Below are 22,157 nucleotides of genomic sequence, written 5' to 3'. Positions count from 1 at the left end.
CGATGTGCTATTATTTCTTGATGGGTATTATTTAAGTGTTTTTAACATATTGAAACTATGAAACCTTGAATCAATGTTTATATATTTATAAAATACATTTCGACTGACTGAAAATATACTTATCATGAAAAAACAACAACTGTTATTGGTGTTGCCGGCGTTATTTGCCCTGCAAACCTCATTTGCGCAAACCAATGCGCTTACCTTATCAGATGCGTTTCCCAAACAATCAGAAAAACTAAAAATTACTTATAATTCAAAAGGGACGGCCCTTGAAGGTAAAAAAGATATCAGCGCCGAGGTATATTTTATTGATGGCAAGGATAACCCCGTAGCTGATGTTGATTTTAAAGCTAATGGCGGTCTGCTAACCGGCGATTTTACCGTACCGGCCAATGCCAAGGCTTTTTTTATTAAAGTGGCCGGTGGCGAAGATGTTGATAATAATGGCGATAAAGGATATCTATATCCTGTTTATAAAGAAAAGCAACCTGTAGTAGGCGCTTATGAATCGGAGGCATTTATACTAACCAGTGGATTGGCAACGCGCTTTGGAAAAATGAAAGCCGATAAAGAAAGGGCCTTAGAACTATTTAAAAAAGAAGACGAGCTTAACCCAACGGCCGAAAAGTTATTCGGTATTCAATATTACTCGATGCTGGCGAAGAACAATGATGCTGAAACTATCGCATTACTGAATGCTAAAGTAAAATCGCTTGAAACAAGTAATAAAGAGGAGGATTTGATTCTTGCCGCCAATATTCTTAATTGGACAAAACACGCCGCATCTGCCGATTCATTAGGCAAAATTATTACAGCAAAGTTTCCTCAGGGCATATCTGTTAGCAATGAGGCCGGCATGGCTGTTTACCGGGAGCAGGATCTCGCTAAAAAAGATTCACTTTATCAGGCATTTGAACAGAAATTTCCTTCAAAAGCGAATGATAAAAATGGCATGGTTGATTACGCCCGCGGCCAGCTTGCTACAGGTTTTATGCAAAAAGGTGATAATGCCAAATTTACCTATTACGCAAGCAAAATTCAGAATAAGGCAAGCCTGGCCGGTGCCTACAATAACTTTGCTTATGAGTTGGCTAAAAAAGGCGAAAAGCTGGATGAGGCTGAAAAGTTATCGAAGCAATCGTTGGATATAATGGCTGATCAGGTTAAAAACCCACAACCCGGATTATATACATCTCCTAAAGCAGCCGCAAAAAACGCCAAAGCATCTTATGATATGTACGCCGATACTTACGCTTTTATTTTATATAAAGAGAAAAAGTACGACGAAGCCTTAAAATACCAAAAGCAAGTTTACGCCACTAATACTTATAACGACCCGGAAATAAATGAGCACTACGTTTTGATTTTAGATGCCTTGGGTAAATATGCCGACGCAAAGGCCGTTATTGAAAGCGCCTTAAAAGATGGTAAAGGTTCTGATATTTTGAAAAGTGAATTAAAAATCGGTTACGCCAAATTAAAAGGCACCGATGCCGGTTATGATGAATACCTGGCCTCCCTTACAAATTTTGCGAAAAACAAAAAACGCGAGGAAATTACTAAGCAAATGATCAATCAACCAGCCGCGGCTTTCGCTTTAAAAGATTTTGATGGTAATACCGTATCGCTGGCAAGCTTAAAGGGCAAAGTTGTAATAGTTGATTTTTGGGCTACCTGGTGCGGCCCTTGTAAAGCATCATTCCCAGGTATGCAGACAGCGGTGAATAAATATAAGGATGATGCCGATGTGAAGTTTTTATTTGTTGATACCTGGGAAAACGGCGACAAATACACCGATGGCGTAAAGAAATTTATAGCCGATAAAAAATACAGCTTTTATGTTTTGCTTGACGAAAAAGGTACCGATGGCAGGCAATCAAAAGTGGTATCGCAATTTGGGGTAGATGGTATCCCTACTAAATTTGTCATCGACAAAAGCGGAAATATTCGCTTTAAAGTAGTCGGCTTTGACGGCTCGGCTGATGGTTTGGTTGATGAAGTAAGCGCGATGATTGATCTGGCTAAGGAACCAGCAACGGCATCAACCGAGGTTAAGAGTAAATAGGGTAGATTGAATATCAAAGCCTGGTCAAATAAAAATCGTCATTGCGAGGAGGTACGACGAAGCAATCCCCAATTTACAGAGCGAATCTGGATAGTTGGGGATTGCTTCGTTCCTCGCAATGACGATTTCTTTGAAAATAGGTTCCTTTAAAAATTCGGTTTCAGCACATACTTATTGTAGAAACGTGTAATGTGGTCAACCGCTTCTTCGGCGGTATCAACTAACCTGTACAGGTTCAAATCATCAGGATTAATGTTGTGTTGATCGTTCAGCATCTTATCTTCTATCCAGCTAAATAAACCTTTCCAGTAATCAATGCCCACAAATATGATGGGGAAGCGGGCGATTTTACCGGTTTGAATCAGTGTCATCGCCTCAAAAGATTCATCCATAGTACCAAAGCCGCCCGGCAAAATGATAAAGCCCTGAGAGTACTTCATAAACATAACCTTACGGATAAAGAAGTAATCAAATTCCATGATCTTATCCCTATCAATGTATTTATTATGGAATTGCTCAAAAGGCAACTCGATATTTAAACCTACCGATTTACCGCCGGCCTCATAAGCGCCTTTGTTGGCAGCTTCCATAATGCCCGGTCCACCGCCCGATATTACCCCATAACCATGCTCGGTAAGCAGGCGGGCGGTTTGTTCGGCCAGTTTGTAGTAGTTATTATCGTTGTGGGTACGTGCCGATCCAAAGATGGATACACAGGGGCCTATTTTAGCCAGTTTTTCAAAGCCGTCCACAAACTCGGCCATTATTTTAAAAATCTGCCAGCTATCAGTTACCTTAATTTCCTGCCAGTTTTTGTTTTCAAACGCTTGTCTTATTTTATCTTCTCCGGTCATATCTTTTTGTTATTAGTCCGGAAGTCGGGAAGTCCGAAAGTCCGGAAGAGTTCTTTTAGTCCGGAAGTCCGAGAAGTCGGAAAGTCCGGAAGTAGTTATTAATACTTTTTTAATTATTTATGTTTTTGTTGTTGATGCGATTTTTAAATGTTTTGCAAATGAACTTCCAACCTTCCGGACTTTACCGACTTTCGGACTTCCCGACTTTCGGACGGGAAGCCACCCACAGTCCAACAAATGTAATTAATCCGTTTACAATGATCAGCTCATTGCTAAAAACGTAGCCCCCTAAAAGCGATTTTGACTCTGCGTTTAAAAAGTAACATATGGCGGGCGATGCCACGCAAATAAATGGCACCAGTTTATCCCTCACCTGGCGGTTACTTACAAACAAACCAAAGGAGTATAAGCCTAATAGTGGTCCGTAGGTGTAAGATGCCACCGCGAATATGGCGCTTACTACGGCATCATTGTTAATAGCGTTAAAAATTACTATAGTCAAAAACATCAACCCCGAAAACGCGATGTGTACGGCGTGGCGTGTGGTAACCATTTTTTTACTGTTGATATCGGCCTTTTTATTAAAGCCCAAAAAATCTACACAAAAAGAGGTAGTAAGCGCGGTTAAGGCTGAATCGGTAGTGGCAAAGGTTGCTGCCGTTAAGCCTAACATGAAAACCATGGCCGGTACAATACCCAGGTATTTGAGGGCGATGGTTGGATATAGGTAGTCGGTTTTTTCAACGTGAATGCCGTATTTGTTGGCGTACATCCAAAGTAAAGCGCCTACGCTTAAAAAGAAAATATTGATTACCACAAACACCCCCGTAAAGCTGAACATGTTTTTTTGCGCCTCTTTGATGTTTTTTAAACTTAAGTTTTTTTGCATCAGGTCCTGGTCAAGTCCGGTCATGCCAACGGTGATGAACAAGCCGCCTAAAAACGCTTTGGTGAAATGGAATTTACTGCTCAAAAAGTCATTGAAGAAAAATATTTTGGCGTAGCTGCTGTTTTTGATAGCATCGGCAGCTTCAAAAATATTCATATTCAGGCTGCTGCAAATAAAATATATCGACAGGAAAACCGATAACACCAGGAAAAACGTTTGTAAACTATCGGTAATAATAATAGTTTTTAAGCCGCCCTTAAACGTGTACGACCAAATGAGCAACAAACAAATTAACACCGTAACCGCGAAGGGGATATGGTAACTATCAAAAATAAATTTCTGTAAAACAATCACTACCAGGTAAAGCCTGAATGCCGAGCCAATTACCCTGCTGATTAAAAAGATCCCCGCCGCGGTTTTATAGCTCCAGGTACCCAAGGCTCCCTCAATATAACTGTAAATGGAAGTTAGCTTTAACCGGTAATAAAGCGGCAGTAGTACAGTGGCTATAATAATAAACCCGGCCGCGTTACCCAATACAAACTGAAAGTAAGAAAATTCATCGCCCGATGGCGCACCTACTTTGCCCGGTACCGAAATAAAGGTTACGCCGCTCAACGCTGTGCCTATCATGCCAAAAGCAACCAGGTACCACTTGGAGTTGCGGTTGGCTACAAAAAAGGTATCGTTATCTGCGGATTTTTTAGATGTAAGCCAGGAAATTACCAGTAGCACCAAAAAATAACCTATAATAAAAGAAAGTAATACTCCGGGCGACATATATATATATGTTTTTAGTCCGGAAGTCGGTGAAGACCAAAAGTCCGGAAGGTACTTTGCAAAGTACAGAAGAAATCAAATAAACACAAACTTTTAATGTTAGTCTGGAAGTCGGAGAAGTCCGAAAGTCCGGAAGGTATTTTGTGAAGATCTAAACTCCCGCGGGCTTTCAGCCCGTGGGTTATCATGGTTGCAGCTTTTAGCTGCTCTGCTCACTGCATTAGTGACGTAAGCTGAAAGCTTACACCAGATTTACCCACGGGTTACGCTGCGCTAACCCCGCGGGAGAAAGGTTCGCTACCCCCGCGGGATAGAAGCTATCTTTCGGACTTTCCCGACTTCCGGACTTCCCGACTTCTTCCCCCTCAAATATTCTGCGCAATCACAAAACCACAAGCCCAGGCCCATTGAAAATTGTAGCCGCCCAGCCAGCCGGTAACATCCACGCATTCGCCGCCGAAAAACATTCCCGGTACTTTCTTTGCCTCTAACGTTTTGGACGATAGTTCATCTGTTGATACACCGCCGCGCATTACTTCGGCTTTATCGTAGCCTTTATCGCCGGCAGGTTTAACTTTAAAGTTATGAATCAGCTCGCTCAGGTCTTCTATATCTGCTTTGGTAAGCGATGCCAGGTTCTTTTCAACCGGGAGTTTCTCGCTCAGTGCTTCGGCAAATTTGCGGGTGTACAGGCCTGCAAGATAAGCCAGCAGCATTTTTTTGCCGTTGGTTTCCTTTTCCTGTTGTATCAGGTCGGCAATGTTTTGATTGGGGAGCAGGTCTATGTAAATTGATTCTCCGGGTTTCCAATATGACGAGATCTGTAATATAGCCGGCCCGCTCAATCCCCAGTGGGTAAACAAAATGTTTTCTTCAAAGCTGATCCTGTCGTTCCAAACCCGGCAAAAAATACTGTTTCCGCTTAATTGCTCGTACCAGGGCTGGTCTTTACCGGTAATGGTTAAAGGCACCAGGGCGGGGGCGGTGTCTGCAATTTTCATATCAAACTGCCGCGCCGTTCTCAATCCAAAATCGGTAGCGCCCATTTTGGGGATAGGTAAGCCACCCGCTGCTATAACTACACTTGGCGCGCTAATGTATTCCTGTTTGCCGTCAATTTCCACACGAACGGTAAAGCCATCGTCAGTTTTTTCAACTATTTTAACTTCGGCATTGCACCAAATCTCCTGGTCAAGGTCGTCGCACAGGTTAGTAAAAACTTGTACAATATCTTTGGCTTTATCACTTACAGGGAAAAGCTGACCTAAGGTTTTCTCTTTGCCTTCAATACCATAAGTTTCAAAAAAGCCGATGGTATCTTCCACCGTCCATTGTGAAAACGCTGATTTACAGAAATGTGGGTTTTGTGAAATAAACTGCTGATCTGTAGCGTAAAGGTTGGTGTAATTGCACCTGCCTCCGCCGCTTATTAATATTTTGGCGCCTACGCGGTCGGCCTTTTCCAATATCAGCGTATGCTTGCCCAAAAAGCCGGCTTGTACGGCGCACATGAGTCCGCATGCCCCGCCGCCAATAATTATTGCGTCAAAATGGGTTTGTTTTGTTAGTTTTGTTGTCATGACCGAGGTTTCGCAAATATCAGAATTTGGAAAGATACTCATCTTTCTGCTCACCGGAATAATTATGGTGTGCGTGATATTTTTTATCAACAGGTTACTGGCACCAAATAACCCCAATCCCGAAAAGCTAAGTTCCTATGAATGTGGCGAAGAGCCTACAGGCAATGCCTGGTTACCTTTCAATTCGCGTTTTTACGTTATTGCCTTAATATTTTTATTGTTTGACGTAGAAATGGTTTTTGTGTTCCCCTGGGCTACGGTTTTTGGTAACCATGAATTGATAGCACAGGACAGCCGTTGGGGCTGGTTCTCGCTGGCCGAAATGTTTGTGTTTTTGGGCATCCTGATCCTGGGCCTGGTTTATGTTTGGGCAAAAGGCGATCTGGAATGGATAAAAGCCAAGCCACTGGTGCCTACAACAGATGTAAATATCCCTGCATCTTTTTATGAGCAATTGAACCTGGAACAGGGCAAGTTTGTTGTAAAACCTTTTAGCATGACAAACGAGCCTATAGTTGCAGAGGCTGTTACCGCTGATGCACCTGCCGAAACCCCGGCTGTAAAAAAGCCAATGTTTAAACCCACCTTTAAAAAGCCTGCAAATGAGTAGTGATATCACCAGCGAAAGCGGCGGCGTAGTAGTCACCAAGATAGACGATTTACTAAACTGGGCGCGCCTGTCATCCTTATGGCCGCTAAGTTTTGGAATAGCCTGCTGCGCGATAGAAATGATGGGTTCTATGGCATCTACTTATGATCTGGATCGTTTTGGGGTATTCCCGCGCCCATCTGCCCGCCAGGCCGATGTTATCATTATAGCCGGTACCGTTACCTTCAAAATGGCCGAGCGTATTAAACGCCTGTACGAACAAATGCCCGAACCCAAATACGTGATATCGATGGGTTCATGCTCCAACTGTGGCGGTCCATACTGGCAGCACGGTTACCACGTGGTAAAAGGCGTTGATAGGGTAATTCCGGTTGACGTATACGTACAAGGCTGCCCACCCCGCCCCGAAGCGCTGATTGGCTCAATATTGGAGCTGCAGAAGAAGATAGAGGGTGAGCGTTTGGTGAGGGGGTAAGTTAATTCCATTTAACAAAATGCAAGTCACCCCATACAGAATCATATTATTCGGCCAAAATATTACCAAACTAAAAGATTTCTACATCGAAAACTTTGGCTTTTCACTTGTTGAAGAGATTGAAGACCAATGGGCAGTTTTAAAAGCCGGATCAATGGAACTCGCTTTTCATAAAATTGGCGAAGCATACCAAACTACCGAAGAGTTCAAAGCGGTAAGCAATACGAAATTGATTTTCAAAGTAGAAGGTGACCTTGCTGGTTTAAGGGAACGATTGATAGATAAAGGCGTTTTATTGGGGGAGATTAAATCTTTTGAAGGTATAAAGGCTTTGTTCTGTGATGGGGAAGATGTTGAAGGGAATGTGTTTCAGTTGGAAGAGCAGCTGGGGTAGCAGAATAGCATTTTAAAACATAAAACCAGGAGGCACCTACGGAGCCAAATCATCAACGTCATTTTTGCTACAAACACGGGGCTACGCTGTAACCTGTAATTATTAATAGTTTTACGTCGACGCTTTTTTCAACACTCTGTAGGAGTATCTGTTTATATCAAACGCGCGTGACTTTTTGGCTCCGTTAGGTGCCTCCTCTCTAAAAGCTTTTTTTCTGATATGCCCCAAGCGATAATATCCCTAAATTTAGCTGCCGTAAACTAAGTTTTTAAAATTTCGTAAATCTTTCGTCGCTTTGCTATTTTGCTCCTGAATACCCGGCAATCACGATTTTATAGCTCTATTACCTCACCGGTCTGTCGGCTACGCCCACACCCCAATGCTCATTAGGTTTATCGCCCATCACAAATTCCAACGTGCCGCCATTCATAATATCCTGCTGCGTAATATAAGTATGCGTATATGTTTTACCATTTAGCTTTGCTGATTGGATATAGATATTATCCACCGAGCTATTTGGCGCAAGTACCGTGAATTTTTTATTGGCTGATAACTGCATCACTGATTTGCGCAGCACCGGTGTACCAATAACATAAACGCTGCTGGCTGGATTAACCGGGTAAAAGCCCATTGCGCTGAAAACATACCATGCCGACATTTGTCCGCAATCTTCATTACCGGCATAGCCCGATGATGAGGTATTATACAATTCCCTGCAAATTTTAGCCACGTAATATTGGGTTTTCCAGGGCTGCCCGGCGTAGTTGTACAAATAACTGATGTGGTGACTCGGCTCGTTACCATGCGCGTACTGGCCAATAAAGCCCGACGCGTTGCCGTTAACCTCTCCCGGTTTGCTATCAAGGGTAAAAAAGGTATCCAGCTTAGCGGTAAATTTATTGTCGCCACCTGTTAAGGCAATCAGTCCTTTAACATCCTGGGGCACATACCAGTAATATTGCCAGGCGTTGCCTTCGGTGTAAGGGTTGCCACCATTGCCGCCGTACTGTAAGGGGTTAAAAGGCGTTAGCCATTTTCCATCGCTGTTTTTCGCCCTAAAGAAACCGCTTTGCGCATCATATAGATTTTTGAAATATTGCGAGCGCTCCATAAAGTGCTCATAATCGGCGGTTTTGTTGAGTTTTTTAGCCAACTACGCCACGCACCAATCATCGTAAGCCGACTCCAGGGTCACCGATACCGATTGGGTCAGCAAATTCTCGGGCATGTAATGGTATTTTTCCCAAACCTTAAACGGCGAGCCGGGATGATCTGTAACCGATGAGTTTTTAACTGCCTCGTACGCTTTTTGTATATCAAAACCCGGGATGCCTTTCAGCGCCGCGTCTACAATAACAGGGATAGCATGGTTGCCAATCATACAGTAATTTTCCTGTCCCCATAATTGCCAAATGGGTAAATAACCATAGGCCAGGTACTGGCTCAGCATACTGTTTACAAAACCAGCTGTGCGTTGCGGCTGTATCAGTGTATAAAGCGGATTGGCTGCGCGGTAAGTATCCCATAGCGAAAAAGTGCTGTAAAAGCCCGCTTTGTTGTTATGAATAGTATAATCAATACCGGTATAATCGCCGTTTACATCGGCGTAATTATTGGGTTGGATGAAGGTATGGTAAAGGGCCGTGTAAAAAATTTGCTTTTGTTGCTCCGTACCATCAACTTTAATTTTATCTAATTTTGTTTCCCATTTGGCATTGGCCTGGGCAACGGTTTTGTTAAAATCCCAGTCGGGGATTTCGGTATTAAGGTTTAACCTTGCATTTTGTGTACTCACCGTTGATAGGCCTACTTTGGCCAACAATGGCGTGCCATCGCCGGTATCAAAATTAAGTACAGCGCGTAAATCTGTGCCGTTTAATAATTTTTGATCAAAGTATTGGGTGCCGCCATCAACCAGGTCATTACTTTTAATGGTCTTGTTAAATTCGGCATAAAAATAAACTTTGCGCAGTTTGGCCCAGCCGGTAATCACCCTAAAACCTTCAATAGTGTGGTTGTTCACCATATGAAATTGAGCTGCAATAACGTGGCAGCCAAAGTTTGGTTTTTTAATAGAGTGTGCTAAATCAATAACCACCCGGCCCTGGCTATTTTTAGGGAACGTGTATTTATGAAAGCCGGCGTGTTCGGTGGCGGTAAGTTCTGCGTTGATGCCATAATCATCTAACTTAACCTGGTAATAACCCGCCTTTGCCGACTCGTGGTCATGAGAAAATCTTGAGCCATAACCACTGCCAACCTGCTGCGCGTTGCCGGCCCTGGTTTTTTCGTCGCCCGTGCAGGGCATAAACAAAATATCAAATAAATCCGGCGCGCCGGTGCCGCTCAAATGGGTATGGCTAAAACCGGCTATAAAATTATCGTTATGGTCATAACCACAGGCTACATCCCATTCCGGCTCGTCGCGCGTATCGGGGCTTAGTTGCACCATGCCGAAGGGTACAGTAGCACCTGGATAATTATTGCCTGATAGACTGCCTTTTACCGCACCGGTCCCTATAAACGGGTTAACATATTGGGTTAGTTTAGGGTTTGTTTGTGCCGATGTAAGGAACGGCAGACCACAGCTTAAAACAAGCAGCGATTTAATGAACAGCTTTGGTGTCATAAAAATAGGAGGCAATTATAATTGATTTTAACAGGCGTAATTAGCTTGCATTAACGCAAACGCCTGCATGGACGAATGTATAGCCCTTAGAGGGCTATACCAATAGATAAAATGCCAAAAAGGATGGACAATCTTTTGATTTGAATATTCGCCCTTAAATATTAGGCTCAGCCGGTGTTTTTAGCGGTAATACGGTACTGCTCTGGCGATGAGCCGATATACTTTTTAAAAATGCGCGAAAAATAATAGGGGTCCTCATAACCCAGGTACGCGGCTACGTCTTTTATTTTATCGGCGTTGGCATACAGCAGCTGGCAGGCCTTTTGCATTTTTAAATGAATAAAATAATCAATAGGCGGCATGCCGGTAGCTTTGCGAAAAAGGTTGGAAAAGTGCGATACCGATAAATTATGTTTGCCAGCCATGTCTTCTACACTTAGCTTTTTACTGAGGTTATCGCGCATGTTATGGATGGTTTTGGTAATGATATCGCCGTCATCATCCTTGTCGCTTTGTATATGCCGCTCGGGCATTAAAAAGGTGGCTATAATATGGTACAGGCAAAAGCAGGCGCTGTTGATGTTTTCCAGGCTGTAGCCCATCTCTAATGTTTGGTAGATGTTATGCCATATATTGATAGCGTTTTCGTTAAAAGGCGTTTGAACCGGTCCTCGGCTGATGGTTAAATTAAGCGACCGGTTAAAATCCTGGATCTTATCGCCGGTAAAGTGTACCCAATAAATTGTCCAGGGATCATCGTTATCGGCCCAATAGCGCATGTATTTATCTGTGGCTGGCACCAGGATGTATTGATTGCTGCGCACCTCGTAACGCTTGTTATCTACAATAAAATAGCCCTTGCCCTGTAAACAATAGATAAGGATGTTGTCTTCACACCCTTTACGGCGCTCACGGTAATGGAACGCTGCTTTGGGGAAGTAACCAATATGAGTAATGTAAATATGAAAAAGCTCGGGATCGCGCTCTTTAGCATCGCGTAATACTTTTTGCGGAATGCTAATGAATTTTTCACCCTCAAAACCCTGCCGTCTTTTTAAGCTCGTACTCATCAAAAATAAATGTTAGATATAATTGGTTTTACAGTGGGATACTACATTACAGGAAATATATAGCCTTGTGTAAAAGATGCTATTATAGATAAACAATTTGTAAATACCAACCAATTAGGGGTAAATGTATACTGCGCATACCATTATGCCAAAAATGCATATTTTAATATCTGGTTTAGTGGAATAATCCATTAAAAAAAATGTTTTGGCTATTATAAACGTCAATACAGCGCTTTACTTTTGATTTGTTCATCATAACCAATATAACCAGGTCTGCAGGTAATTCTTTACAAAGTTTAGTCTAATGCCGCTTATGGCAATAAGCTTAAACTGCCCGTGGGATTTTACGCCTCAGCCTCAATTTTTAAATATGCTACTACAAAATAAAGTGATTTTTTTAACCGGGGGTACCGAAGGTATTGGCTTTGAGTGCGCTAAAGCATACAGCGCTGCAGGGGCAAGGCTCAGCATTATTTCCAACTCGGAACAAAGCATTGAGCAAGCCCGAACGAAACTACAAACGGAAGATATACTATATATTAAAGCAGATGTAGGGGCTGCTGCCGATATTCAACAGGCCATTACCCAAACGGTAGTCTATTTTGGTAAAATAGATGTAATACATAACAACGCCGGCGTCAGTAATCCCTCCAAAGCGCTTCATGAAACTACCGAAGAGGAATGGAATACCCTGTTTGATGTGAACGTGAAAGGTGTTTTTAATACCACCCGGTACGGTATTGAAGAATTGAAGAAAACAAGGGGCAATATCCTCAACACCGGTAGCCTGGTTGGCGAAATAGGCCAGGAAATTCACGCCGCTTACAGTGCCACCAAAGGTGCCATAAGTGCCCTCACCAAATCAATGGCCTTGGATTACGCGCCTTACGGCATACGGGTGAACGCGGTGGCACCGGCTGGCGTGTGGACGCCTATGCTGCGTGCCTGGAGCCAGCAACAGCCCGACGCCGGCGCGATAGCACATTACCTTGATGACATTCACGCACTGGGCTATTGCCCCGAAGGCGACGTGGTAGCCGATGCCTGTCTTTTTTTAATATCAGACCAGGCCCGTTTTGTTACCGGCTGTATCTTGCCCGTAAGCGGTGGTGCCGAATTAGGTTATCGCCGTGTAATAAATCAAACTGTTCAATCTATCCCCCAAAAAAACGATCCTATTTAAGATGATTAAAAATATACAAGTTGATGATGTACGTTACGCCCTTGATGGCGCGGCCGGTAGCGATGCCATCCATACCGATCCAATTTATTCATACGCCGTAACCCGCTTGTTTGACGATAGCGGCCATACCGGCATTGGTTTTGCCTTTACGTTAGGTGAAGGTAACGACCTGGTTTGCAAAGCCGCCCAATATTATGCCGAAAAGATTAAGGGTAAAGATATTGAAGATACCATGGCCAACTTTGGCGAGTTGTTCAAAAGCTTATCTAATGATCAGCAGTTTCGCTGGTTGGGGCCGCATAAAGGCGTGGTACACCTGGCGCTGGCATCGGTAACCAATGCCTGTTATGATCTTTGGGCTAAAAAAAGGGGGTTACCGCTCTGGAAACTATTGATCGATCTATCGCCTGAGCAAATTGTAGCCACTTTGGATTTGAGCTATTTAGAGGATGAGTTAAACCACGAACAAGCTATCCAAATGCTGCGTTCGCAACAAGGAACCAAAAGCAACAGGGAAGGGATTCTTGAAAAAGGTTACCCGGGTTACGATACCTCGATAGGCTGGTTCAACTATTCGGACGAAAAAGTGCGCGAAAACTGCAAAATGGCCCTTGCAGAAGGGTTTACCGCCATGAAACTAAAAGTAGGATCTGTAAATCCCGAGCGCGACATTCGCCGGGCGCACATCGTGCGGGAAGTAGCTGGCGATAGCGTTAAAGTGATGTTAGATGCCAATCAGCAATGGAACTTGCCGCAAGCCATATCCATATGTAATAAGCTTAAAAGCATGAACCCTTACTGGATAGAAGAACCTACGCACCCGGATGATGTACTGGCGCATAAAACATTAGCCAACGCCATATCTCCTTTAAAACTTGCCCTTGGCGAACACGTACCTAACAAGATCATCTTTAAAAACTACCTGCAAACCGGCAGCGCCTCCTTTATTCAGGTTGATGCCGTAAGGGTAGGGGGCGTAAGCGAATTTATAACCGTGAGTCTGTTATGCAAAAAATATGGCGTACCGGTAGTGCCGCACGTAGGGGATATGGGCCAGCTGCACCAGCACCTGGTACTGTTTAACCACATAGCCATGGGCCACGAGGCGCTGTTTTTAGAGCACATCCCACACCTGCAAAAGCATTTTGTAAACCCCGTGAATATTGAAGGCGGCGTATACAAAACCCCGCAAACGCCGGGTAGCAGTTGCGATTTGAAAAAGTTAGAATAAGAGTCAAGAATCAAGAGTCAAGAATCAAGACAGAAGCAAAGCGGTGAAAGACTTACGAAGTTTTAGAATAAGAATCAAGAATTAAGAGCCAAGAATCAAGACGGGGAGCAAAGCGGTGAAAGACTTACGAAGTTTTTAAAACTTCGTAAGTCTGGGAACTGTGACATCAAGGAACACCTGACAAAAAAAGTCTTAACTCTTGATTCTTGCCTCTTGATTCTATTCCCCAAAAGATATGATACACACACCAGATTTGATCATTAGCGCTTTGTACATAGCCGTGATATTTATTATCGGGCTATGGTCGGGCATTCGTCATCAGCGCCGTACTAAAAATAACAATAACGCTGCCGGCGAATATTTCCTGGCGGGTAAAAAGCTACGCTGGCCCATGATTGGTTTGGCTTTGTTTGCCACCAATATCTCCTGCGTGCATTTGGTAAGTCTGGCACAAAGTGGTTTTGACACAGGTTTGCTCAATGGCGATTTTGAGTGGATGGCAGCTTTTACACTTATTTTGCTGGCACTTTTTTTTGCACCGTTCTACATCAAATCGGGCGTAGCTACCCTGCCCGATTTTTTAGAGAAACGGTATGACCGTGCCAGCCGCGACTGGCTGGCTATTATATCTGTAGTATCCGCCGTGCTGATTCATATTGCATTTTCTTTACTGGCAGGTGGTATTGTACTGCATACGTTGTTTGGGGTTGATATGTATACAAGTGTTATTGTAATCTCGGTAATTACTACCATATACACGGTAGTAGGAGGTTTAACTGCCGTGGTGGTAACAGAGTCTATCCAAACGATAGTATTATTAGGAGGAGCCATTATCATGAGTATTGCAGCCTACACCAAAATGGGGGGCTGGCAACCAATGGTTGATGTATTGAAACACACCGGCGAATTAAATAAGCTATCTATGCTGCGGCCGCATGGCGATGCCAGCGGTATGCCCTGGTACGCTGTGTTTTTAGGCTACCCTGTTTTAGGCATCTGGTACTGGTGTGCCGATCAAACTATTGTACAACGGGTACTGGGTGCTAAGGACGAAAACCATGCCCGCGTCGGTCCGCTGTTTTGTGGGTTTATTAAAATTTTGCCTGTCTTTATTTTTGTGATGCCCGGCCTGTTTGCTTACACGTTGGCGCAAAGCGGCCACCTGGATATCTCGGCTTTAAAGAGTATTGTAAACGGGAAAGAGGTTGTAAACAGTAAAGGTATATATACATTGATGATCACCCAGTTAATTCCGCCCGGATTAATAGGTGTATTGGTGGCGGCGTTATTATCGGGGCTGATGAGCCAGATTTCGGGAGCGCTTAATTCTATATCAACCATTGTGAGTTACGATATCTATAAACGCTACAAGCCGCAGGCTACTGATGCCAAATTGGTAAGCGTAGGTAAAATTGCCGCGGCCATATCGCTCATAGTTTCCCTGCTGATGTTACCGCTGCTAAATAATTATGAAAGCATCTTTAACGGGCTAAATGATATCATAGCCCATATAGCCCCACCCATAACCTGTGTGTTTTTGTTAGGTGTGTTTTGGCAAAAAGCATCGGCCATATCTGCAAAATATACTTTGTGGGTTGGGTCGGCAATTGGAGTGGCTGTATTCGTTATAGGCAAAGTTTACCCTACAGGGTTTATTGGGTCGATACCATTTATGATGATGGCTTTTTACTTGTTTCTAATTTGCCTGTTAATGCAGGTAGTACTATCATATATGTACCCGGTGGAACATTCCGCGGAAAGCGATGTCCTTTACTGGCGATCGCCATTGGAACCGCTAAGAGGCGTTGCCTGGAGTGGGTTGGGAAATTATAAGGTACTATCCGTATTGCTCATTGGCATTATGGCTGTTTTATTTTACTTATTCAGATAACAATTATGATCAGCAAAATTAACTTTATCAGCCTGTTTTCTATCGTCTTCGTTGCTGCATGTATTGGCTTAGCGGCATATAATCATAGCGGGCAACAAAACCCCAAACAACAGAATACTGCATCAACCGAACAGCAAACGGTAAAAATACAGCGCTTTGGCATGGTAACCGGGCTGAAGGCCGAAAAGATGGCTTATTATAAAAAACTGCACGCCCATGCCTGGGCGGATGTATTGAAAAAGATAAAGGAATGCAACATTCGCAATTACTCTATCTACCTTCAAAAAATAGAGGGAAGGTATTTTCTGTTTAGCTATTTTGAGTATACCGGAACTGATTTTAAAGCAGATATGGCTAAAATGGCAGCCGATACTACTACACAACGCTGGTGGAAAGAAACCGACCCAACACAAATTCCTTTGCCCGAAGCCGCCGCAAGCAAGCAGCAATGGCAAAAAATGGAAGAGGTGTTCCATACTAATTGATTAGATTATTTAACAACCGCTTTATGGCTTTGCGGAAAATAAGCGCCACAGCGGTGAATATTCCATTGTTAGTAACAAATGGAATATCTACTTTTAATGGATTTTTATATTTTTGATTTTTAAAAATTGTCGAACGACCATTATCGACAAACACCTTATAAACCAAACGTAGTTTTAGCTTTAATTTTATATGTGGATACCTTTTGTGTATTGACAGCGAATTTGGTATTTATATAAAACAGATTACGAGTAAAAAACACTAAATATAAATTTGAATATTAACCTGTTAACGTAAAATATGAGTAAAACTTTACTTCTTAAGTTAGATGTCCATTTTCGCGATTTTTCTCCATTTAATTTACCGCAAAAAAATGTGATATACTTTGCTGCAAACACTGGTAAAACCTTTTAATAAAAAGGTGAAGCTTTATGTTTGATTACAGCACCTATACCGATGAGCAGCTTACTGCCCTTTTAAAAGAGGGAGATGAGGCAGCTTATACAGAAATTTACCGCAGATATTGGAAAAAGCTACTGTTAATAGCCTGGAATCATAGTAAAGATAAAGTTGTTGCAAAAGATATTGTGCACGATGTTTTTATATCCTTATGGGAAAGGTACGCCCAGGTAGATATTGATAACCTGCCTGCATTTTTGGCAACATCGGTAAAGTTCACCATTTATAAATATTACCAGAAAGAGCAACGCAGAAATGACCTGGCCGCGCAAAATTACCAGTTTGAGACTGCTGTCAATGACGAAGATAAACTGGATGCCATCTTTTTGCAGGAGTATGTAAACGGCATTGTTGAAAAAATGCCCGAAAAATGCCGCCTTGTTTTTAGTTACAGTCGTAACATGGGCATGAAAAATTCAGAAATAGCTACCAAAATTCAAATTACCGAAAAAGGCGTAGAAGCTAACCTTACACGAGCCCTCCGTATTATAAAGGGCGAACTTAAAAACCACGGCTGGATGATCATCGCCGCGTCCATATTGTATCGTCTGTTTAAATAAAAAGCCGACAAATCTGTCGTTTTAAAAATAATCAAGTTTTTTTTATAAACCATGTAGGGTATCGATGCTTTTGCGGTACATACCTATAATAAGCGCAATAACCAATTGAACCGCCAAACCATTTATAACTTAATACGCAAGTATAGAGATAATACTGCTACGGAACAGGAAAAGGAAACTTTGACCGAATGGTACCGTAATGTAGCTAACCAGAATGCAGAATTTCCGGATGATGAAGAAACTGTGGAAGAGGAAATGCTTTTTCGCATTAATAACCAAATTAATCCGTTAAAGCGTCGTCGTCATTCTATCAGGAACTGGTCGGTTGCGGCATCTGTAATTTTTGTGCTTTCGTTTGGTACCTACTTCTTTACCAGGAAAACAGCCGATTCAAAAAAAAATGAATTAGTTCATAATACCGTTATTGTGCCCGGTAGCAACAAAGCTATCTTAACATTGGCCAATGGTCAAAAAATTTCTCTTACCGACGCTCAAAAAGGTACAGTTATTAATCAAAGCGGGGTACAAATATCAAAAACAGTTGATGGTCAATTGGTTTACACCGCCGCCCGGGATGATAAAAACGCTGCTAATGCTACCGCGGCCGTGCAATACAATAGTATGGAAACGCCAAGGGGCGGTCAATACCAGTTACTGTTGCCCGATGGCACCCGGGTGTGGCTTAACGCGTCATCTTTAATCAAATATCCTGTTGATTTTAATACCGGCAGCGAGCGTAAGGTTGAACTAAGCGGCGAAGCTTATTTTGAAGTAGCCCATAACAAAAGCCGCCCCTTTAGGGTGGTTACCAGCAGGCAGGTTGTTGAGGTTTTGGGTACCCATTTTAACGTGAATGCCTATAAAGATGAACCCAACACCAAAACTACGCTACTTGAAGGTTCTGTAAAAGTTACCGGCGATAAAGAAAGCGCCATGCTAAAACCAGGGCAGCAGGCCAACCTTACCGATGGTATTAAAGTATCTGACGTGGATGCTGAAGAAGCCGTAGCCTGGAAAAATGGCTACTTCAGGTTTGACGACGAAAAGCTGGAAACCGTTATGCGCAAAGTATCCCGCTGGTATAACGTAGATGTAGAGTACAGGGATAACGAGGTGAAAAATTACCTGTTTGCCGCGCTGACTACGCGTTTTGATAACCTTTCAACCCTGCTTAAAATAATGGATCAAACTGTTGATGCCAATTTTAGTGTTGAAGGGACAAAGATCATTATCAGTAAAAAGGTCAAAAAATAAACCATCCAATACCAATATAAACCAATTATTAACCCTAATTAAAAACAATGAGTATGAAGAAAAACGCTACCTGAAAAGTAAAATGATAGCTTATAGATAAGTAAGATCAGGAACACTCGCGATGTTCCCGATCATGAAAGCTTATAAGCTAAATGTGATGTGACTACACCCTTTTTAACTTTAACAGCCTTAACAAATGTATAAAAATTTTACTACAAACATTTGTATGCCTTCGGGCTACATCAAGAAATTTCTGCTCATAATGAAGATAACAAGCTTTATTCTCACGCTTGCCTTTATGCAGGTGAGCGCAGCGGTTTTTTCACAAAAAATCACTTATGTAAATAAGGATGCTACGCTGAAGCAAGTATTTAAGCAAATTAATAAACAAACGGGTTACAACATATTCTGGTCGCCCAAAAACATCGACAGCAACCATAAAATAGATGCCGATTTTAACAATGCATCTATAGATCAGGTGCTTGGCAAATCTTTAAAAGATATGCAGCTAACTTACCTTATTGAAGGTAAAACGGTGATCATTAAAGATGTAGCTGGTGTAAACGCTGCAATTGCAACCGATGCGGCAGCGCTGGATATTACCATAACCGGTACGGTGAAAAATGAAAAAGGGGAAGCCCTGGTAGGCGTTACCATAGCGGCTGGCGGAGTGAAAAAAAGCGGCACCTTAACAGATAACAACGGTAAGTTTGTGTTAGATGTAAAAGAGGGTACTGTAATCAAGGTTTCCTACATTGGCTTTAAATCGCAAACGTTTACCATTACAGCCGATAAAAAGGTGTATAACATTGTTTTGGAAGAGGATATTGCCACCGCCGAAACAGTAGTTGTAACAGCCTATGGCCGTAAGCAGGTAAAAGAAGCCATAGTTGGCTCGGTTACTACGGTACGCCCCGGCGATTTAAAAATACCGGCAAGTAACTTAACCAATGCCTTGGCAGGCCAGGTTGCGGGTGTTATTGCTTATACACCAAGCGGTCAGCCTGGTCAGGATAATGCCCAGTTCTTTATCCGCGGTGTAACTACTTTTGGTTACAAGCAAGATCCTTTGATTTTGATTGATAACGTGGAGTTAACCACCAATGATCTTGCCCGTTTAAACGTAGATGATATCGAAAGCTTTTCGGTATTAAAAGACGCGAGCGCTACAGCGCTTTACGGTGCACGAGGTGGTAACGGCGTAATTTTGGTTAAAACTAAAGAAGGTAAAGCCGGTAAGGCGCAAATTAATTTCAGGGTCGAAAATTCATCTTCAAGATCTGTAAAAACAATTGCACTTGCCGATCCTATTACGTACATGAGGGATTTTAACGAAGCTACCCGCACACGTTACCCCTTGAATCCGCTGCCATACAGCGAAAATAAAATTATCAATACCGAAAACACCATCAATCATGCGCCAGGTAATAATCCTTACGTTTACCCCGCTGTTGATTGGTTAGGTATGTTGTTTAAAAACCACACCAATAACGAACGCGGCGATTTAAGCTTGCAAGGTGGCGGTGGTGTGGCCCGCTATTATGTAGCTGGTTCATACAACAATGATAACGGTATATTAAGATCAGATATCAGGAACAACAATAACAATAACGTTAACTATAAAACCTACCAGTTACGCTCAAACATTAATATAAACGTTACCAGCAAAACAGAATTGGTTGTACGTTTATCAGGTACATTTAGCGATTACAATGGTCCGCTTACAAGCGATGGTACACAGCAAACCCAGTTGTATAACCTGGCTACGCATACCAGCCCTGTCGATTTCCCTGCCTATTACCCGCCAGATTCGGCCAATGTACTTACTAAACACATTTTATTTGGTAACGTAGCGTCGGCATCGGGCGGTGATGGTGCAAGCCAATACCTTAACCCTTATGCCGAATTGCTGAAAGGTCACCAAAACTCATCAGAGTCAAGAATGCTGGCTCAGTTGGAGTTAAATCAAAACATGGATTTTTTAGCATCGGGCTTAAATTTTCATGCTATTTTAAGTACTAACCGTTATTCGTTCTTTCAATCATATGTGGCTTACTCGCCTTTCTATTACCAGGCAACCAATTATGATAAAGCAAGCAATACTTACCAGTTAAGCTGGATAAACAGTTTGCCTACAGGTAATAACGTGGCCCGCGAGTATCTGCAATATGTTCCGTTTGGTAATAACGTATCATCATCATTCCTTTATTTGCAGGGCGTGGTTGATTATTCGCACACATTTGCAAAAGATCATAACGTTAGCGCAGCGTTGATAGGTACCGAGCAGCAAACGCGTTATAGTAATGCCAGCAGTTTGTTAGGTTCGTTACCTTATCGTAACCAAACTGTTGCGGGCCGTGCAACCTATTCATTCAAAAGCAAGTACTTTTTAGAGGGCAACTTTGGTTACAATGGTTCCGAGCGTTTCTCGGCCAATCACCGTTTCGGTTTCTTCCCAACAATTGGTGCATCATGGATAGTGAGCGAAGAAAAATTCTGGGGCGATTTGTACAATGTAATCGACAGGTTTAAATTACGTGCCAGCTACGGTTTGGTAGGTAACGATCAGATAAGCGGCCAGCGGTTTTACTATGTATCTGATGTAAACTTAAATGGCGGTAACCCCGCATCGTTTGGTACAACAAATGGTTATACCCGTAACGGTGTTAGCATCAATAACTACGAAAATGACGATGTAACCTGGGAAAAATCAAAACAAACCACTTTAGGACTTGAGTTTACCGTTCTGAAAAAAGTAAATGTTATTGCCGAGGTTTATAATAACAACCGGTACGATATTTTACAAAACCGTTCATCGGTACCAACAACACTTGGTCTTGAATCGGGCATAGCCGCTAATATTGGCAAAGCCAATTCAAAAGGTATTGATATTTCTTTAGATGGCAAACAAACTATCGGTCGTAATTTTTCAATAGCTGCCAGGGGTAACTTTACTTACTCGGCCAACAAATACACACAGTTTGAACAACCTGCTTATCCGGAAGCTTACCGCAGTAACATAGGTCAGCCAATTAATCGTCAGTACGGTTATGTAGCCGAACGTTTATTTGTAGATGATAATGAGGCTGCCAACTCACCTTCGCAAATATTTAGCAACGGTGGTTTTGCCCCTAAAGGAGGCGATATCAAATACCGCGATTTAAATGGCGATGGCAAAATTGATGGTGCCGATCAAACCTTTATTGGTAACCCCACGGTACCGCAAATAGTATATGGTTTTGGTATATCTGCTTCGTACAAAAACTTTGACTTATCTGGCTTTTTCCAGGGACAGGCAAAAGTATCGTTCTTCATTAATCCGGGTACAACGTCACCATTTATCAAAAGTCCCGAATCGCAGTACACCGGTAATACCCAATTGTTAAAAGCTTATGCCGATGATCACTGGTCAGAGGATAATCAAAACCTGTACGCTTTGTATCCAAGGCTTGGTCCTGATGGCGCTGTTATTGAAAACAACAGGCAAAACAGTACCTGGTGGTTACGTGATGGCAGCTTCCTGAGGTTAAAATCGCTTGAGGTTGGCTACACCTTGCCACCGCGCATAGCTAAAGCTATAAGGGTGAAAAATTTAAGGATATACTTTAATGGCTTAAACCTGTTAACCTGGAGTCCTTTCAAATTATGGGACCCCGAACTTGGCGGCAATGGTTTTGCTTACCCAATTCAAAAAGTATACAACATAGGTATCAACGCCAATTTATAGCATTAACTGAATATAATTCG

15 protein-coding genes and 1 pseudogene are annotated in these 22,157 nt (G+C 42.5%); 11 read left to right on the top strand and 5 right to left on the bottom strand.

The features are described 5' to 3' along the window. The first annotated feature begins 124 nt into the window (after window positions 1-124). Entirely contained in the window at window positions 125-2,068 is a 1,944-nt protein-coding gene (locus QWZ17_RS16580) for a redoxin domain-containing protein (RefSeq protein WP_290306393.1), read from the top strand. A 146-nt stretch (window positions 2,069-2,214) separates the two neighbouring features. Here QWZ17_RS16580 and QWZ17_RS16575 read toward each other — a convergent pair whose 3' ends face one another. The 3 genes from QWZ17_RS16575 to QWZ17_RS16565 form a co-directional block, all read right to left on the bottom strand. Next, window positions 2,215-2,922: an LOG family protein gene (locus tag QWZ17_RS16575; protein ID WP_290306392.1), complete on the bottom strand. Its 708-nt coding sequence runs from the start codon at window positions 2,920-2,922 to the stop codon at window positions 2,215-2,217. Between the two features lie 181 nt (window positions 2,923-3,103). Then, on the bottom strand, window positions 3,104-4,591 hold the full coding sequence (locus QWZ17_RS16570) for a sodium:solute symporter (protein WP_290306391.1): 1,488 nt from the start codon (window positions 4,589-4,591) through the stop codon (window positions 3,104-3,106). A gap of 365 nt (window positions 4,592-4,956) precedes the next feature. Beyond that, on the bottom strand, window positions 4,957-6,171 hold the full coding sequence (locus QWZ17_RS16565; protein ID WP_290306390.1) for a BaiN/RdsA family NAD(P)/FAD-dependent oxidoreductase: 1,215 nt from the start codon (window positions 6,169-6,171) through the stop codon (window positions 4,957-4,959). Between QWZ17_RS16565 and QWZ17_RS16560 the strand changes: the two genes are divergently transcribed. From QWZ17_RS16560 to QWZ17_RS16550, 3 genes are read left to right on the top strand one after another with little or no spacing between them, the layout of a single operon-like run. Continuing rightward, the gene (locus QWZ17_RS16560) at window positions 6,170-6,781 is read left to right on the top strand and encodes an NADH-quinone oxidoreductase subunit A (protein WP_290306389.1); all 612 of its coding nucleotides are present in this window, start codon (window positions 6,170-6,172) and stop codon (window positions 6,779-6,781) included. The genes QWZ17_RS16565 and QWZ17_RS16560 overlap by 2 nt on opposite strands. After that, a complete protein-coding gene (locus QWZ17_RS16555) occupies window positions 6,774-7,256 on the top strand; it encodes an NADH-quinone oxidoreductase subunit B (protein WP_290306388.1) in 483 nt (160 codons plus the stop codon). Before QWZ17_RS16560 ends, QWZ17_RS16555 begins: the two co-directional genes overlap by 8 nt. A 19-nt stretch (window positions 7,257-7,275) precedes the next feature. After that, window positions 7,276-7,650, top strand: coding sequence for a VOC family protein (locus QWZ17_RS16550; protein ID WP_290306387.1), 375 nt, complete (start codon window positions 7,276-7,278; stop codon window positions 7,648-7,650). A gap of 343 nt (window positions 7,651-7,993) precedes the next feature. On the opposite strand, the pseudogene QWZ17_RS16545 reads toward QWZ17_RS16550, so the two are convergent. Further along, window positions 7,994-10,279: pseudogene (locus QWZ17_RS16545) on the bottom strand (GH92 family glycosyl hydrolase). Between the two features lie 167 nt (window positions 10,280-10,446). Next, window positions 10,447-11,349 (bottom strand): AraC family transcriptional regulator, encoded by a 903-nt coding sequence (locus QWZ17_RS16540; protein ID WP_290306386.1) that lies wholly within the window; start codon window positions 11,347-11,349, stop codon window positions 10,447-10,449. A gap of 370 nt (window positions 11,350-11,719) precedes the next feature. Here QWZ17_RS16540 and QWZ17_RS16535 point away from each other — a divergent pair, with 370 nt between their 5' ends. The 7 genes from QWZ17_RS16535 (at window position 11,720) to QWZ17_RS16505 (ending at window position 22,137) form a co-directional block, all read left to right on the top strand. After that, complete coding sequence (locus QWZ17_RS16535) at window positions 11,720-12,532, top strand: SDR family NAD(P)-dependent oxidoreductase (protein ID WP_290306385.1); 813 nt, start codon at window positions 11,720-11,722, stop codon at window positions 12,530-12,532. 1 nt (window position 12,533) lies between these two features. After that, a complete protein-coding gene (locus QWZ17_RS16530) occupies window positions 12,534-13,763 on the top strand; it encodes an enolase C-terminal domain-like protein (RefSeq protein WP_290306384.1) in 1,230 nt (409 codons plus the stop codon). A gap of 235 nt (window positions 13,764-13,998) precedes the next feature. Beyond that, on the top strand, window positions 13,999-15,654 hold the full coding sequence (locus tag QWZ17_RS16525; RefSeq protein WP_290306383.1) for a sodium:solute symporter: 1,656 nt from the start codon (window positions 13,999-14,001) through the stop codon (window positions 15,652-15,654). 5 nt (window positions 15,655-15,659) lie between these two features. Continuing rightward, window positions 15,660-16,139, top strand: a complete 480-nt coding sequence (locus QWZ17_RS16520; protein WP_290306382.1) for an L-rhamnose mutarotase — start codon at window positions 15,660-15,662, stop codon at window positions 16,137-16,139. A 429-nt stretch (window positions 16,140-16,568) separates the two neighbouring features. Then, on the top strand, window positions 16,569-17,156 hold the full coding sequence (locus QWZ17_RS16515) for a sigma-70 family RNA polymerase sigma factor (RefSeq protein WP_290306381.1): 588 nt from the start codon (window positions 16,569-16,571) through the stop codon (window positions 17,154-17,156). Window positions 17,157-17,261: 105 nt separating this feature from the next. Then, window positions 17,262-18,410 (top strand): FecR family protein, encoded by a 1,149-nt coding sequence (locus QWZ17_RS16510; protein WP_290306380.1) that lies wholly within the window; start codon window positions 17,262-17,264, stop codon window positions 18,408-18,410. Between the two features lie 196 nt (window positions 18,411-18,606). Continuing rightward, window positions 18,607-22,137: a TonB-dependent receptor gene (locus QWZ17_RS16505; protein ID WP_290306379.1), complete on the top strand. Its 3,531-nt coding sequence runs from the start codon at window positions 18,607-18,609 to the stop codon at window positions 22,135-22,137. Window positions 22,138-22,157 lie beyond the last annotated feature (20 nt).

The sequence above is a fragment of the Mucilaginibacter flavus genome (genome assembly GCF_030409315.1).
Classification (GTDB): Bacteria; Bacteroidota; Bacteroidia; order Sphingobacteriales; family Sphingobacteriaceae; genus Mucilaginibacter; species Mucilaginibacter flavus.
Note: the sequence above shows the minus strand (reverse complement) of the source record. Positions and strands in the feature narration are given on the sequence as shown.